General features: G+C 48.6%; 15 protein-coding genes. All 15 read right to left on the bottom strand.

Annotated features, from left to right (window positions below):
• Window positions 1–286: 286 nt before the first annotated feature.
• Complete coding sequence (repA, locus tag AB182_RS00460; protein ID WP_015062846.1) at window positions 287–1,342, bottom strand: plasmid replication initiator RepA; 1,056 nt, start codon at window positions 1,340–1,342, stop codon at window positions 287–289.
• Entirely contained in the window at window positions 1,339–1,389 is a 51-nt protein-coding gene (gene repB, locus AB182_RS33310) for an IncL/M-type plasmid replication leader peptide RepB (protein ID WP_031942489.1), read from the bottom strand. The genes repA and repB overlap by 4 nt, the downstream gene beginning before the upstream one ends.
• Before the next feature lie 249 nt (window positions 1,390–1,638).
• Window positions 1,639–1,869 carry an IncL/M type plasmid replication protein RepC gene (gene repC, locus AB182_RS00455; protein ID WP_004187496.1) on the bottom strand — a complete coding sequence of 77 codons (231 nt, stop codon included), beginning with the start codon at window positions 1,867–1,869 and terminating at the stop codon, window positions 1,639–1,641.
• 73 nt (window positions 1,870–1,942) lie between these two features.
• On the bottom strand, window positions 1,943–2,596 hold the full coding sequence (locus AB182_RS00450; RefSeq protein ID WP_004206935.1) for a hypothetical protein: 654 nt from the start codon (window positions 2,594–2,596) through the stop codon (window positions 1,943–1,945).
• A gap of 2 nt (window positions 2,597–2,598) precedes the next feature.
• Window positions 2,599–4,779 carry a DotA/TraY family protein gene (locus tag AB182_RS00445; RefSeq protein WP_004187492.1) on the bottom strand — a complete coding sequence of 727 codons (2,181 nt, stop codon included), beginning with the start codon at window positions 4,777–4,779 and terminating at the stop codon, window positions 2,599–2,601.
• On the bottom strand, window positions 4,772–5,422 hold the full coding sequence (locus AB182_RS00440; protein ID WP_004187488.1) for a hypothetical protein: 651 nt from the start codon (window positions 5,420–5,422) through the stop codon (window positions 4,772–4,774). The genes AB182_RS00445 and AB182_RS00440 overlap by 8 nt, the downstream gene beginning before the upstream one ends.
• A complete protein-coding gene (traW, locus tag AB182_RS00435) occupies window positions 5,419–6,627 on the bottom strand; it encodes a conjugal transfer protein TraW (RefSeq protein WP_004187486.1) in 1,209 nt (402 codons plus the stop codon). Before traW ends, AB182_RS00440 begins: the two co-directional genes overlap by 4 nt.
• Window positions 6,624–9,674, bottom strand: a complete 3,051-nt coding sequence (locus tag AB182_RS00430) for a conjugative transfer protein (protein ID WP_011154474.1) — start codon at window positions 9,672–9,674, stop codon at window positions 6,624–6,626. The genes traW and AB182_RS00430 overlap by 4 nt, the downstream gene beginning before the upstream one ends.
• Window positions 9,671–10,165 (bottom strand): hypothetical protein, encoded by a 495-nt coding sequence (locus tag AB182_RS00425; protein WP_004187480.1) that lies wholly within the window; start codon window positions 10,163–10,165, stop codon window positions 9,671–9,673. The genes AB182_RS00430 and AB182_RS00425 overlap by 4 nt, the downstream gene beginning before the upstream one ends.
• A 45-nt stretch (window positions 10,166–10,210) precedes the next feature.
• A complete protein-coding gene (locus AB182_RS00420; RefSeq protein WP_011154472.1) occupies window positions 10,211–10,600 on the bottom strand; it encodes a DUF6750 family protein in 390 nt (129 codons plus the stop codon).
• 16 nt (window positions 10,601–10,616) lie between these two features.
• Window positions 10,617–11,147 (bottom strand): conjugal transfer protein TraQ, encoded by a 531-nt coding sequence (traQ, locus tag AB182_RS00415; protein ID WP_004187478.1) that lies wholly within the window; start codon window positions 11,145–11,147, stop codon window positions 10,617–10,619.
• Window positions 11,148–11,170: 23 nt separating this feature from the next.
• The gene (gene traP, locus AB182_RS00410; protein ID WP_004206933.1) at window positions 11,171–11,875 is read right to left on the bottom strand and encodes a conjugal transfer protein TraP; all 705 of its coding nucleotides are present in this window, start codon (window positions 11,873–11,875) and stop codon (window positions 11,171–11,173) included.
• A gap of 11 nt (window positions 11,876–11,886) precedes the next feature.
• Window positions 11,887–13,236, bottom strand: coding sequence for a conjugal transfer protein TraO (gene traO, locus AB182_RS00405; protein WP_004206932.1), 1,350 nt, complete (start codon window positions 13,234–13,236; stop codon window positions 11,887–11,889).
• 11 nt (window positions 13,237–13,247) lie between these two features.
• Window positions 13,248–14,399, bottom strand: coding sequence for a DotH/IcmK family type IV secretion protein (locus tag AB182_RS00400; protein WP_015062843.1), 1,152 nt, complete (start codon window positions 14,397–14,399; stop codon window positions 13,248–13,250).
• A gap of 8 nt (window positions 14,400–14,407) precedes the next feature.
• Window positions 14,408–15,121, bottom strand: a complete 714-nt coding sequence (locus AB182_RS00395; RefSeq protein ID WP_223294958.1) for a DotI/IcmL family type IV secretion protein — start codon at window positions 15,119–15,121, stop codon at window positions 14,408–14,410.
• Window positions 15,122–15,150 lie beyond the last annotated feature (29 nt).

The raw sequence follows: 15,150 nt of genomic DNA, 5'->3' as shown, positions 1-15,150 counted from the left end.
TTGCGCCTGAATAACAGTGATCTCTTTTATTGAATAAACATCTTTTTAAAGAAGTTAAGAGTGTATTGCAGCTTGCTTTGACCACGATTGCAGGTCACTTTATTTCCTCCTTTGCGGATAACTGTGGATAGAGGTGATTTCACTGCCGGTTATCCACCGGCGGCGCCAGAAGGTCAAAAAATCACGATGGCCACACGTTAAAACTGGAGGAAATTTGAGCAGGTCGCGCCGGCTGGCCAGCACGAAAACCGCCAGGCGGCGGTTAGAAAATTACAGGGGGATAAAATCAGTGATAAGCAGGGGGGCCTGCTTCCCTCTCCAGCCCCAGATCGAGCTGATAAAGGTGGCTGAATACGCGCTGCGTGAACTGTTCAGGCGACAGCGCGTGCAGTTCGTCTTTCGGCAGCGTCCGCATCAGATGAACGGACATGGCATATACACGGTCGTCAAAGGGCTTTTCTGCCAGCGCTTTCAGCTTCTTCTCGCGCTTCCCCTTCAGGGCGGCTTCACGCCGGCGAACCAGCGTGGCGTGCATCATGTTCTCATACCAGCGCCGGCGCGCCGCTTTGACAGAGATTTCTTCCGCCTGGCCATGCTCATCGCGGGTTATCCATCCTGCCGCTTCAGCGGCGACCTGTTCGGCCTGCTCCGCATACAGTTTATCGAGATCAACGCCGATTATCTTCCAGAGCCGTTCCGTCAGCACGACATGCTTGGGGAACCACTTGCGGTTAAACGGGTCCCATGTGACACCTTCAGGCAGCACCAGTAACCCGTACTCCATCATGTGCTGCAGCAGCCGGCAAACCCGCGGAACCGTCACCTTCCGGATCACGTTCCCTTCGCTGTCTTTTTCGCTGAGCTGCCACGCCATTTTGCTGAGGTTGATAGTGTCTATATGGGTTGCCCGGTCAACGGTGCTGACCATAAGCGGCACGATGGCATCAAGCAGATTCTCCCGCTCCGGGCGGAAGTCACGCTTCCGGCCGGCCTGCTCACGCAGCTGCACGAAGTACGGGTGGCGGCTGATCCGCATACGCAGACTTAACGCGCCGGTTTTACGATCGCGGCGAACAAGGCGGTTGTAGGCATGGCCAAGCTGGCCAGGGAGCTTTTTGAAGTTGTCCGGTCGGTACCAGCTGGGTTCCGGGCAGAGACACGCCGTTGAGTGCGTACCGCGACGACGGCGGGTTTTGCGCGCTGGTTCAGCACCTTCATTTAAAGGCAGCTGCTGGGGTGATTCTTTAGGGGATTGGCTTTCTAGCCAGGAGATGAACTCCGGCGAAAGACCTTCTACTGACTCAATGTCAGAAAGCTGTAGGTATGGATTCTTTTGATTCACCAGCCCCTGCACATATTGGCCGGGCTGTATTGCAATAGGGTACGCATTTGCTATAATCCTTTCTGCCAGTGGGCAGTTTGTACCCCCTGATTCTATTCTGAGCCGGCCAAAGTTCTGAGATAGGATCAGGGGGTTTTACTTTTTGTGGCTCCTGCCACTCCTAAGCGGTACATCTCCGGGCCGCTCTTCCCGTGCTAAATTCTGTAATAACCCCGTAAGGTTATGTAAACGCCGCTTAACATATCATGCGTTTCTAAGCGGGGCAATACCTGCGATCCCGCAGTTACAGAGTAACCTCACTCTTCAGAATCGTCAAATTTTAAGCCGTCGTAATAACTTTTCACAAGAAATTCAATAACCTCCGCCTGAGTGAGCTTTTTTACTTTTGTGATCTCTATCAACATTCTTTTTGCATCTTTGGGCAGATAAAGATTTAGCTGGTCATGAGTATCTCTGATGCGATTCCTGTAATCCTTCTGCTTATCCAGGTTACTCTTATGCACCTGCCGCTCAACTACTCTGCTCACAAGCCCTCCGACTACAAACGACTATAACCACCTGAGTATACACAAAAAACCCGCCATATTCGGCGGGTTAAACTCAATAATTGCTGTTTATGAACCATCCAGCGTCTGTCAGTTTACTCTTCAGATGCTGATAGTTTTCATCCCTATTTTTATGCGTTCTGCAGATGATTTCCATATCCCTGTACGCTTTATTGATATTTGGAGCTGTGATCGTTATCGTCGTAAGCCCCGTATTTCGCAGGTTTATGATTAACTCCCTGCCGACTGACTCCCATGACTCGACTGTTTCGGCTTCAAAAAATAGCCGCTCACGTTTAATACTGGATGTGGCATACAGGGATGCTACTCCTATGATTCCAGTACTGAAGTCAAAGCCTATGTAAGTCCTCCGGGCCAAGTCATAGTGCTCGCAGTCCTTATGAGGTTCAAAGAAACCAGAGTTTTTCATTGAAGCAGTTACCTGGTAGAGCTTGCGGCTCCTGAAGTCCTTTTTCAACATCCAGATCAGCACTGAATCGATCACAAAGATACCGACTGTACTAAACCAGTGCTCCTGAATTGAACCGTCTCTAATCGTCCAGTATAAGCCGCTCAGAAACACGAAAGCGCTAACGAACAGAAAGAGGAATACAAACATCATCCAGAGCCATGATGCGTAGTATCCAAGCCTTTTAGGACGCGCATTGTTACTAATTTTCTTAAAGTCAGTGTTTGATAACGCATTCATATTTAAGCTCCTTTGATGCCGTCCTTGCTCTTATCTACACCTGCGTCAGGATTAAATTGCTTAGGGTTGTTACGGTTCATATTTTTGGCTCCACGACCGAACGCAGCAAAGATGTCATGAACATGGTTCTGCATATCACCCAACACTGAATCGTTCATCTTCTGTCCAATCCAGTTTATAACATAGTTCGGCATCCTCGCAGGAAGTGCAAATACGCGAGCCACCATACCTGTGCAAAGCCTTGCATATAACATCAAAAATCCGATCGATGACAGCAGGCCAGTGAAAGAGTCAGACTGGACCTGTTCCATAGCGAATTTAAACATCATGTTTAACGCCGTTCCCAAAGCTACGATGGCCAGTGAAGCAAAAATAAACCCCATTACCATGAGCATCGGCCGAATCATTACATCGATAAGGAACACATAACCATATGTACTCCGCTCATCATTACTCTGGCCAATGTTGATATGGGTAGCTGCCCACAGGGAAGACGCCAATACACCTGTCATAAGCGTAACCAGCCAATCTGCCATAGCTACAAACCAATAAATCATCGGTATAAACGGCAGCCAGATAGATAGCGCAAGACCGATACCAAAGAGGCTATAAAACAGCGGGTAAACCAAGAACGAAACCGATTCTAATACGCCAGCAATAGCATCTCGAATCCCTGTAAGTTTGTTCATCATTCCCGCAGCAAAACCGGGTAGACTCTTCCCTTCTGAAACCTTCACTGCAACATTGATAGCGGTCCAACTGGCGAGTCCAACCTCAGCTACACCTAACGTGTAATCGCCGATAGCTTTCATTTTGAGTAAAGGGTTGGTCACGTCACTGTAACCATCACCAGTGCCGTAGTTACTCGTTGCAAGCCAGTTTGTAACGTTGAAGTCGAAAATTTTTGTAATAAGGGACGTTCCGTCTCCAGTTGTGGCGGCATTTTCAAGGCTTTTTTGATCAATGTTCCTTGCAAGTGCGTTAGATTCGGTGCCAAGAGGCGGCGTATAATTACTATTTTTCAGCTGAGAATGGTAAGCCTGGAACAAGCCTTTAAAGTAATCGATAGAGCCGATATCGCCATCGTTACTCATTCCTGAAACTACCGGCTTCAGGTTAGCAACATCTTTCATCTCGGTATTCGCAGTAGCTAATGTGTGATAGTACACACCAAGATATAGCCACCCTTTCTCTTTGATATCCGACTCCATTTTTTGAACAATTTCGTCGTCACCGGCTGCTGAATTAGCAGCATGTTGAACCTGAAGCTGATAATCACGCGCAGCAGTCTGGATCGCGCTTTCAACATCTGGCAGCTCACCGTCCCCGGAACGCATTTTTGCCATATATGCTGCATTAAACTGTTCTGCAGCAGTCTTCATTTTTCCCCACAACGTGTCCGTTGCTTGTTGCTGAACGCTGTAGACGGAATCCGCATAACCGCTAGCGAAGATAGAAGTCCATCCTGCTGGACGTTGTGGCAGCGAAACGGTCCCACATACAGCTGAGCCGTTGTTTACAGATATCGAATATGTGCTATCACCTGTTTGGTATTGCATTCTGGCGTTATTCTCATAATGTTGGCCAGAAGCCTCCATTTGAGCAATCCCCTGATTTACACCCAAAGCACAAAGGTTTGTTTCAAACATCCCTTTTGCAACAGACGCCATTTCTGGCATAACAGGGGCTATATAGACAGCTTTACCACTCGCTAATTCCGAAGCAGTTTTGTCTGCAATAACATTGGCAGATCCTACGCCAATGATTGAACCGCACCATAGAAAAAGCAGCTGTGCCACAGACCAACCGACAACGGTAGGTACAAGCAACAACCACCCAAAAGTCGTTTTAACAATTTTGAATGCGTTGTTGCCATCACCCTCAATAAAACTTCCCAACTGACCTGCCTGGTGAAGTTTCTTAATGCTGATTATCCCCATATAGACGAGGGCAAGAATCGCTATAACTTCGTTGACAGTGAAGAAAACGTTATTAAGCAAGCCATCGCCGGAAGGGCTAAACGGATTATTAACTACCTCACCAAATACGGTATGTAACATTTGACGCGATAGGTCACCTGAACGTTTAGCCGCTTCAGTTATGCCATCAATCCCCAAATCCGCTGAATATGAAGGCGACGCCACAACGAAAAGAGATAGAAGCAACCTTTTTAATTTACTCATGTGGCCCCCGCTCTTGACCAGCCTGCGAAAAATTAAATGTATTACGCACTCCCCCATCATTAAGGAAATAACGTAACGTACCTTGCTCTGCATCAGAGTGAGCCTGGTTTCGTAACTGCCACCCCATAAACTCACATGTGAGAGCCTTAATGAAAGCAAAGATCCCCGCAGCAAACAGGACGCCACAGGTGAGAGTTGCTCTTAACAAGCTCATGTTCGGTGAGCCATTTAGAAGCAATCTGGCATAACCAGACGTTAAAAAAAGCAGAATGAGGACTAATGCAAAAAAACAACAAAGCCAGTATTTCTTGTATAAACTGGCCTTATCCAACAATTCTGAAATAGGTCTATTGCTCCGTTTCATAACTTCGGCGAACGGCTGATTTGCATCAGAATCAACAGGTGGGCCATCAAGGTTTTTTATTTGCTTCTTAACGAATGAAGCCCGCTGAAAGAGCAGGCTGAATGTTTGCTTTACTGACGCGATAATAAAATATATATCGCTGATGCCTGTAATATAATATATCGTTCGTTTAGCCTTCCCTTCCGGGAGGTCATTGACGCCTGTTACAACATCAAGGCCTTTTTTTAATTTCCCTGATTTGGCTGTGTCTTTATCCCCTGTTTTATTTTCGTCGGTCATTTTCTGGATACTCCCGCGTTCACACTCTCCAGCTGTGCTGCCAGCATCGGTTTGTATGTTTGATATGCGTCGTTCGCCAGGATCTGGCCAAGCAGCACATTTTGTTTCTCCAGCTGCTGTTTGGTTTTCAGCACTAACCAGTTGTTCAGATTGGCGATATTGATTTGCTCACGCATCAAATCTTCGGTGTTCTTGTTGGTCAACGTCGCCTGGTAAGCAGGGTTGCTGTAACGGCGACCTACTTCGAATTCCTCAAACTCTCTGGCAGACATACGGTTAAGCTGTTTCGCCCTGTTACTGGCCGTCGCCTGGAAATAGGATTCGACTTCCGGCACTTTGCGTGCATCTGCAAGCGCGGCATCAGTGGCCGGGTTCGGTTTGGAGTTGGCGATCATTTCCATCTGAGGTTGTGCGGCCGCGTCGGTGAGCGCCTGGTATTGCTGAATCATGCCCAGGTAAATTCGCCCGCTGGCGCCTTTAACTTCCCCACGACTCAGCTGACGACCAGCACTGCGCAACGCGGTATTTTTCATATAACGCAGCGCCGCATCTGTCTGCTCATCTGTAAACGTCAGATCAGGTGCCTTGCCTTCTTTGCCGGCGCCATAAAGCAACGAGCTCAGCGACGTATCTGCCCGCGGCATGTCAGATACACTTGGGCAGAATGAAGTCCCGCCAAATGCAGCATAATCCGAACTGTCGCAATACTGGCTGTGAACTTCGGCCGTTGAAGAAGCGTCCACGTCGGTTGCGCGTGCCGGCACTTCAAAAATGGCCTTTACATCTTTCGCAGAACTGGCGCTTCCCAGCGTTCGCTGACCGCCAGCGGCCGCAGAGGATACCCCCGCGGCACCACCGCCAATAGACTGCGCACAAATATCATCCGGAACACGGTACTTATCCTGTGCCTGCAGCAGCCGGTCATTACGTTTTTGCTCGACTTCGAACTGTCGGTTAGTTTCAGCCACCTGCTGCATTAATGCTGCCTGGCGATCGCCCTGCTGGCTGATTGCCGTACCAATGTTAATCAGCGTGGCCTGGATGTTACCTAACAGGCCATTAGCTGTGCTCAACGCCGGCATAACCTGCGTTGAGATGGGAATGCTGCTGTTAACGTTGACCGTATAGGCAAATGCTGACTGTACGCTGAAGGCCAGAATTGAAACGGCCATCACTGACCGTTTTGCGTTTCCGATTTTTATCATCTGAATCCCCTTCTCACATCAGAAATGATTTCTTTAGCGAGTTTCATCGCCATAGTTTGTGATTCTTCTTCTGAATCACGCTCACCACCCTGATTGACCACCATTTCATCTATGATACTTGATGCACTTCCCATAGGGAATCTATTTGCTAATACTTCCCTTGCTTGTTTCGTTCCCAGCTCTTCATAAAGCACATCCCTGAGCGCCCTATCTTTTGCAGATGAGTTCAGTGCCCAAAGCAGTTTTGGACCTAATGTGTTTTTCAGAATATGGCAAATCAGACCACGTTTCGTTTTAAAAATACCGAGAAATGCAGTACCACTTCCGTCCGGATAAACCCCTTGCGGAAGCTGTCTGAAACGACGCAGGATATCGGCCGGGATGTTTATCTCTAATTGCTTCAGATACTCTTCATCCCCTTCCGTCAGGCGCATCATAAACAGGCTGTTCATGGTTTTAAGCACGCTCGAAGGCATATGGCTCAGATACTGAGACGAGAACGCAGTACGGACGTTGAATTTACGATCTTCAAGGTCAGCGGTATTCAGCGCATTTTGAATAAAGTCGATGCCGGCAAAGTTATGACACTCATCATAAAAGGTATGTTTAACCTCTTCTGAAAGCTCCCTGATGCGCGCCTGGTGATATGCCCTGTACTGCTCCGGTAAAGCAGGAATGAAGGTTTCTGCTGACTGAGGCAGATAGTAGTTACGCACTGCCATCTGGCGCGCAAAGAGATACATAATGCCGGATTTGAGCTTGCCTGCAGGTGTCGTTCTGTCACCGAGCACGTTTTGCATATCCAGGATCGCAATACGAGTCTCTGGGCTGAAATCATAAACCGTGATCCCAGAGAAAATGGCATAGTCAGCAGCGGCAGCCTGGAAACAACGTGCAACAAAGTTTACTACAGGCTCACTTCCATTGACTTTTACATCCGCATATTGCTTACTAAAACCTTCTTCTTGTAGCTCGCTAATGAAATCGTAAATGGTCGGCACAGCATAACGCTGGGCAACCGTCGCTGCATGGAAATATTTTTTGGCAAACAGCTTATCAACGACTTCCCACCATGTAGCTTTTTCAAACCAGTCTTCACCGAGCTCTGTATCCAGACCAGATACTTTCAGAGCTTCATTAACAACCGGATCGTTAAACTTAAACTTATTTGCGTCAGAATGAGCTTTTGCTTTGTATACTCTTGATACAACTTTACTGACGATTTGGCCAACGCTCATTGCATCTGGCGGCTGGCCAATTGCCGGATCAATACAGAATGCGTTAAGCATCTGCTTTAAGAATACTTCCTCAAACTGCGTCAGATACCTTGAACCTAACTGCGTATCGCAGATGTTAATACAGTGCGATTCGTCATTGTTCAGGGTGATACTGGCAACCAGGTGTCGTAGATCCGCCGGCAATTCAGCCCAAATCAGGTCGGCAATACCTTTCGCACTGTATCCCTTATCAATGATGGTCAGATAAGGCAATTTTTTATCTGCCCGGAAAATCGCGCTCAGGTTAAGACGGTTGGCCAGCACGCTTTTACCGGAACCAGGAACACCGGTGATGACATCGGTAAATTTCTCCTGCAGGGGACTGGCGATTTGATAAGGGAACAGCTTGCCATCGAGCGTGATGAAGTTGATATTGCCTTTACCATGCCAGGGGCTGGCCGGACGTTCAAAAGGTAACATCCGCAAGCCTTCACTCAACGGCGGATAATGCAATGAGCCAGGTGTGGCCGTCGTCAGCCCCGGAACGGATGCAATCAGTGCGCTACCTGGATTACCATACGTCTTGGACACACCTGATACACCCCAGCCTTCAATCGCCTTAGTTAAAGCCGCCAGGTTGCGTTTGGCTTCATCCTTAGTGTCACCCCAGGTGGCAAAGTTGATGGCCATGATAGCCGTTGGATCGGTTTCGCTCTGGGCCCCGACATAATCCATATCACGCGCGATAGTACCGAGTGAGGGAATGAAACGAAGGAAAGAGATGATCACTGATGGCCAGAACAGTGCTTTTTTGCCCCCGCCCATAAAGTCATATTTTATCCGGTACGGGATTTTCCGGTTAATCGCGTTGAATAACTGCTTAAATTTGACAGGGTGAAGTGGTGGCAACTCAAGGGCAACAGAGCCGTAATACTTGCCATCGCAGTAAATCAGGCCACCATCTTCTTCCAGTTCCCCTTCCATGATCTGGATATTCAGCCGCGGCGGCAGCACTGAGTCGATATTGCCTTTCCGTGGAGCGCCATAAACTCGCAGATTTTGGTCAAACGGCGTGCGAGGGTACCAGTTTTCTGATGTTGAGTTCCGGAACAGCATCTGACGCATCATGGCGCCGGCGTGTTTGACATCGAGGACATCAACCAGAAGCCCCATCCCCGACTCATCATCCCCCTGAAGCATACCAATCAGCCGCCACAGCATCGCGTCATGCGTGATCTTCAAACCTTCAAGCTGAAATTCGATTGGGTTCTGACTGAAGCGAGTCTGCGGGATATCCTTCATAACGCCGGCAGCTTTTGCCTGCTCGTTTTTAAGTTCATCCTTCGCAATCATCCCCTTCGAGGTATACAGCACGATGTAAGCGCGTTCACGGCTGTAATGGGCAGCAATTTTTTTTGCGTCATCGGCGATCAGGTCTTTAATGTCTATCTGCAGGCGCTCTATTGCTGCTACCTGCGGTTTATAAACATTATTCAGTTCTTCCTGGTTCTTGGTAAAGTCGCGCTCAAACACCACAGACAGCTTATGGCCACTGTTAATAAAGGAATTCGACAACGAGTTTGAAAGGTGCATGATGAAGTCATTAAACGACTTCTCGTCAAACGATGATTTAGCGCCCTGAACCTCAATAACGGTAAGAAAATCGTTGTTCTTCGTAGTCAGAATGTACGGAGCCCTGATTTCAGGATGCTCAACGCGATCCTGCGACGTAAGCCCTACAACCGTTGTCAAATCACAGTATTTTAACGAGTCATTTGACGTAAGATTGCGTGAGATACCTTCGATCACATCCTCAAAGAAAGAAATCATTTAAAACCTCTCTTACCCTTGTAAATTTCATTCCAGTCACTTACATCCGGCAATTCGTCTGACTCTGCGACAGAAGTGACAAACTCATCGTCAAAATTCATGGGAAGTAACTGATGGTGTTTTTTTATCAGGTGCAGTAAATCGTATCCATCATCACTGCCGGTTTCGTTTAGAACTACGTCAGTTGTGCTGAGCAATATCTGTTTAAGTTTCTGTGCCTTTTCACGGTAAGAATCGTCCGTTGACTTTTCCGCTTTTGCAATTGAACGAAACAACAGGCTGTAGAGTTTTCGGTTTGTATTTCTCTTCAGCAAAAGTCCGGTTTGAGTCTCTAGTTTCATTTTCTCCGGGTGTTCGAGCGACAGGCATACAGAGCAAAGCATTCTCTCTTTCTGTCCATCTTCTGCGAGGGAGAAAACATCTTTGCTCTTTATCCCGCACACATGGCATCTGGCAGGTTGTTCATTCCTGGTGAGCTTAAAATCTTTCATGGGGGAACTCCGGTATTGGCCCCGCAAGGCGGGGCCGAAAGGACATTACAGGGTTGCGTCAACGCCAACGGTTGAACCAACAGAAGAGATCCATGCGGTCAGGCCGACCAGACAGGCTCCAACAACCATTGACCAAAAGATGAAGCCGCCACTGATATCTTTCCCGCGTTTGTTTTTGAGCCACAGAGCTACAAGACCTACGATGAAGCACACAACACCAACCACTTTACCAGCGGTAATCAGACCAGGCTGGGTACTGGCCATACCTTCCGTGAAGGTATTGATCTTTTCCCAGACAGTCGTTTCAGCTGCAGCCTCTTTGCTCAGTAATGCCAGGGGCAATACCACTAACGATTTTGCTACCGTTCCGCGCAGCTGATACGCTGCGATGGATGCAGATAACGCCTTGTCTTTGATAAATTTAACAATTTTCATAAAGTATCCTTTTTGATTACCAGTGAATGTTTAATGTGCTCTGCAACGCATCGAGCGTTTGTGTATCGAACATCAGAAGTAGTCCACATACAATTTTCACAATGGATGCCCCTCTCGTGCCCGAAGCTGACAGCTCCGTATGGCCCTCAAGGTAAGAGTCTTTCAACCCCTTAATACCCCTGTAAAAAAAGTATGCACCGAGAATTCTAACAATCCCCAGCACTGCGTTGACTGCTGCGGCTCCCATGCCAAACGTAGATTCGCTCGCATAACTGACGGGTCCGAAACTGACATCGCCAAATCCTAAAGTGGCACCGCCTGAGTTCATCTGTGCTTTCAGCGTGATGAGGCATACACAGAAGATGATCCCGGCAAAAATTCTGCCAACTTCAACACCTTTGGTAGAATGCCTGGCCTGCTTCCGCAGGCTCATCAGATATCCAATAACACCAATGATCCCAACGATTGCAGCGACACCTATGATTAGCCTTGTCAGCGGTTCCTGACCACCGTTAGCAACCTGAATTAATACCGATTCTAAATCCATAGTTTCGCCTTTTTAGGTCCTGATTAGCGGATTAGGCCTTTACTTGTTGTAACGATTCTATTTTCAGTATCGATACCCGTAATGGTGACTCCGCCAAGTTGACTTCCGACCTTCACAGCATACGTCTGGTTTTTGTATTTTACCCAAGCAAGATCGCCAGATAAATCATTAATTGAAAAACCTCTCAACAAAGGTAATGCCTGTGACGTTGAACCGGAAATTGTTCCACTCTGATTACCAAATGAGGGCCCATAACCAGCGGCTTTCATTTTCAGTTCCTGAACCTGATTGTTCAGATTTTTAATTTGTTCATTAGCGCTTTGTAACTGACTGGAAAGGATCATCATTCCATTTTTAGAAGTTGATTCTATCGCGTCCAGCCGTTCCTTTTGCTGCAGCAGAATCCCGGAAATCTGCTCGCGGAAGTCACCAGAATCCTGCCCGGCAGGGGCAGACTGTACGCGCGGACGTTGCGCTGAAGACTGGATCGCCCCATTCCCCGTCGCTGGCGCAGTATCACTATCGGAGCCCCCAAACAACCAGACTAAAAGCAGGATAGCGATGACAGCGATACCACCAATCCATGCATAGTCACTGATATTAAGCGGCTTTTTGCTCGCTTTTGCTGCTGGCGTCACTGTCGGTTTTGGCTTTTCAGCAGGCTTAGCAGACACCGGTTCCTGGGCAGGAGCTGCTTCGTTTTTATTGTCATCTTCAAACAGATTCATTATCAATCTCCTTAACGGTAATACGGGTTACTGGAGCCATACCCGTAGCCGGGGTAGCTTGGAAAGTTTTGCTGAGGGTAATTAGGAGCCGGAGGCTGAGGCATCTGCTGAGGTTGCACACTAGAAAGTGTCGGAGTTGCTTGCTGCTGCGCCTGCTCTGCAGAAGCATTTTCCATATTCTCGCCACAGTCGCTTTCATACACCGGCGCGACAAACTGGATGCCTATGAGTTGGTTACGATCAACCGTAACCTGCTTCACCGGCAGGCGGGCTGCATCGTCGGCCAGGACACGCCCTGCCTGCTCACCCATCCCGCCAATAATGGTACCGGCAACCGCTTTGCCATCAGGTGTACCAGTTGAACGATATGCGTTCCCGCCGTCAGTGATAATCATCTGCGAATTGCTGTCCGCATACAGCTGACCAGTTCGGCCTAATCCGTTAGCGACAGCCGGCAGAATAATACGGCTGAACCAGCGGTTATTTACATTTGAGGAAACGGCCGCGCGCAACGAGTCGGAAGCCACGCCATACGCATCGACCTTACACTGCACTCCGTTCAGCTCCATGCCGGTGAAGTGAATTCGAATACCATCGCCGGCAAGACGGTTTTGGCCAGAATAGAATTTGGCGCCGGCCTGCGCTCCAGTTGGAACATGGGCAATAGCAATACTGTTCTGATCGTCACTGTCCATCGCCGTATCCATTACTGCCGGCACAAGCGTGTAAGCCGATACAAGTCGGGCTCCTTTATCTTTGACCTTATTCTTCGCCCCCTGTTGTTTTTCAGCATCCGGCTTTTTGTTCTGCGGATAGACCGAATCGGTCCACCCTGAGAAAGTCCCGCCGTTCTTGTCATTTCCCTCAGCTCCCAGAGAGGTTGCAAGTGCAACACCCGTGACAACCGGTGTTCTGGCCTGGTCTATTTTCTGCAGTAACGTAGCCACCGCTTTAGCCTGACGCTCACGCTCTTTCTGCTCAGCATCATTAGCCTTACTGTTATCGCCCGACGGTTTTGCTGACGATTCCCACGAATATTTTGGTGGTGGTGCTTTGGTGCCGTAATCAACGGCCACCGGGTTACTGGCTGACAACGTGGATATGAAGCTATCCCCCGTGAGCGCCGCTTTCTCTGAATTATCAGCATTCCACTCATTCAGCAGCTTGTTGTATTGGGGATCATTAGCTTTTTCCCTGCCAGTTTTCCCTTCCAGCCCCTGGGCTTTCACCTGCGACCCTCCCGTTGCCGGCTCATCTGATGAGCCAAACAACCAGTACCCTCCCAGAAGCGCCACCACTGCAGCAGCACCACCGACGTAGAGCATCATTTTTCTGGTTTCTTTACCTTTATCTGTAGCCATCGTCGTTCCCCTTAATTCAGCTCAACTTCAACGTCACGCGCCTGACCATTAACAGAAAAAGTCAGCACTGGTGTTGCCGGCAGCACGTAAACATGTGTGCCATCGATAGCGGAAAGCGTTTTTTCAAACTCATCCTGCAGCTGCATGTTACTTCTGACGTAGAGCTCATCACCGATCTGCCAGACTTTGGTACTCCCTGGCGCGTTTTTAAGTTTCAACCGCTGAGCATCTTCAGGCGGGATGCCATCGAGCACGCTCTGCAGCTGCTTGTCATACAGTGAGATTTTTTTCTCAGGCGTAGCGGTATAAACCGGTGTGTCAGGACTGCGCTTCGGGATACGGAGATCCAGACGATAATCAACATCAACGGTTTTTGATTTAACGGAGGGTTCTGCCCCCTTCACGTTAATAATGACCGGCGTGGCCAGCCCCTTCAGAAGCACTGTGATGTTCCCGCTGGCATAGGCATTGGTAGGCTGGATTGTGAATACCGCCGATCCTGGAATATAGCCAACACACAGTTCACCACCAGAAGCACAGGGACTCGAATTATATGGAGGGGCACCTAATACCCAGGGGTGTCCGGTTGCATCTGAAAACGTCACTGTCGTTGCCTGGTTTGGAAATACCCGTACCTGCGGAATGGATGCACCAGCTGACAGTGATACCGTCTGGCTTGAAATTCGTGGGATCGGCGTTAATGGTGAGGTTTTGGCCGCCGCGCTCATATCTTCCATTGCGCTGCGGGCAGACCGCACCTGACCAGGGGTAATAGGCTGGATCTGCTGCAGAACAGGTGCAGGTAACTCTTCCAGTGTCTGCGGATTAACATGAGTAACCTGCTGCTGTGGTGGAGGAATCTGCGGCATGGGTGCAGGAGGCAGTGCAGTAGTTGGCTGCTGTTGGGGCTGTGCCTGTGGTTGTTGGCCTTGCGCCTGCTGCTGACCTTGTTCCTGTGCTGTTTGCTGTGGTGGCTGTTGCACCTGTGACTGCTGATTTACGGGCAACCCGGAACTGGCCTGCTGCCATTGAGCAATATCACCACCAGGCACAGCTGGCGCCGTTTGCTGCGGCGCTCCATTACCAGTCGGTGCATCAGCTGCAGATACAGAATTTGCCGAAAACAGTGCGGCCATAAGTACAGTTAACAGTTTAATCTTCATGATTGACCTCAGTAGTTCCGGGGTTTGAGAATGGCCTGCGCTACTTGAATACCCCGTGGATCTTCGTCTTCTTTGACGCGGCGTACCTGAACCATCAAATCGTAAGGTTGTGGTCTGTAGTCCTGAGCCTGACCAACAAGCTGAACAGTCACCGGAATACGGTATTGCCAGGCATAGGTTTTGGTGCCACGGATAAGACCTTCCGTGATCAGGGTTCCTGGTGTTGTGGAAAGTTTTACGTTCAGACGTTTTTCACTGATATCTTTCAGCAGTCCACTATCGGTCAGCGCTTTACGGAAACTAACGTACCCCTCAGCGCTAAAATCGCCACGGACGCTGGTTAATTGGTTTTCGTAATTCACAAAGTTCAGCGAAAGCGATTTGATCATTGTACGGTTGGCAAAGTCCATCACCTCTTCCGCTGTGTAAGCCGGTTCATCGGTTGGGTGTACTTCCGTGATCATGCCCCCATTCGTTGCAATATATTTGGTTTTTTTCTGGTGAAGCCAGTAACCCTGAAGACCGATGATAATGATTGCGACTAATATGATTAGCGTCTGAATCAAAATTACTTTTAAACCATGTTTCGATACGATTTCTTGCACCGTTCGGTTACTCTCTTCAGCAAGAGCTGGAGCAAGGGCGTTGCTGTCATCATCAACGACTGAGTTTTGATCCGAGTCAGTTTGATCCATAATATTTTCACCATTTTGTGTTTTCATAGAGTTTCTCTTTTCAAAAGTTTGTGTTA

The organism is Phytobacter ursingii (assembly GCF_001022135.1).
Taxonomy (GTDB): domain Bacteria; phylum Pseudomonadota; class Gammaproteobacteria; order Enterobacterales; family Enterobacteriaceae; genus Phytobacter; species Phytobacter ursingii.
Note: the sequence above shows the minus strand (reverse complement) of the source record. Positions and strands in the feature narration are given on the sequence as shown.

Bases quoted from the DNA above. Each gene is read 5' to 3' on its own strand.
- AB182_RS00450 (WP_004206935.1), bottom strand. From the start codon at position 2,596: ATGAATGCGTTATCAAACACTGACTTTAAGAAAATTAGTAACAATGCG.
- AB182_RS00445 (WP_004187492.1), bottom strand. From the start codon at position 4,779: ATGAGTAAATTAAAAAGGTTGCTTCTATCTCTTTTCGTTGTGGCGTCG.
- AB182_RS00440 (WP_004187488.1), bottom strand. From the start codon at position 5,422: ATGACCGACGAAAATAAAACAGGGGATAAAGACACAGCCAAATCAGGG.
- traW (WP_004187486.1), bottom strand. From the start codon at position 6,627: ATGATAAAAATCGGAAACGCAAAACGGTCAGTGATGGCCGTTTCAATT.
- AB182_RS00430 (WP_011154474.1), bottom strand. From the start codon at position 9,674: ATGATTTCTTTCTTTGAGGATGTGATCGAAGGTATCTCACGCAATCTT.
- AB182_RS00425 (WP_004187480.1), bottom strand. From the start codon at position 10,165: ATGAAAGATTTTAAGCTCACCAGGAATGAACAACCTGCCAGATGCCAT.
- AB182_RS00420 (WP_011154472.1), bottom strand. From the start codon at position 10,600: ATGAAAATTGTTAAATTTATCAAAGACAAGGCGTTATCTGCATCCATC.
- traQ (WP_004187478.1), bottom strand. From the start codon at position 11,147: ATGGATTTAGAATCGGTATTAATTCAGGTTGCTAACGGTGGTCAGGAA.
- traP (WP_004206933.1), bottom strand. From the start codon at position 11,875: ATGAATCTGTTTGAAGATGACAATAAAAACGAAGCAGCTCCTGCCCAG.
- traO (WP_004206932.1), bottom strand. From the start codon at position 13,236: ATGGCTACAGATAAAGGTAAAGAAACCAGAAAAATGATGCTCTACGTC.
- AB182_RS00400 (WP_015062843.1), bottom strand. From the start codon at position 14,399: ATGAAGATTAAACTGTTAACTGTACTTATGGCCGCACTGTTTTCGGCA.
- AB182_RS00395 (WP_223294958.1), bottom strand. From the start codon at position 15,121: ATGAAAACACAAAATGGTGAAAATATTATGGATCAAACTGACTCGGAT.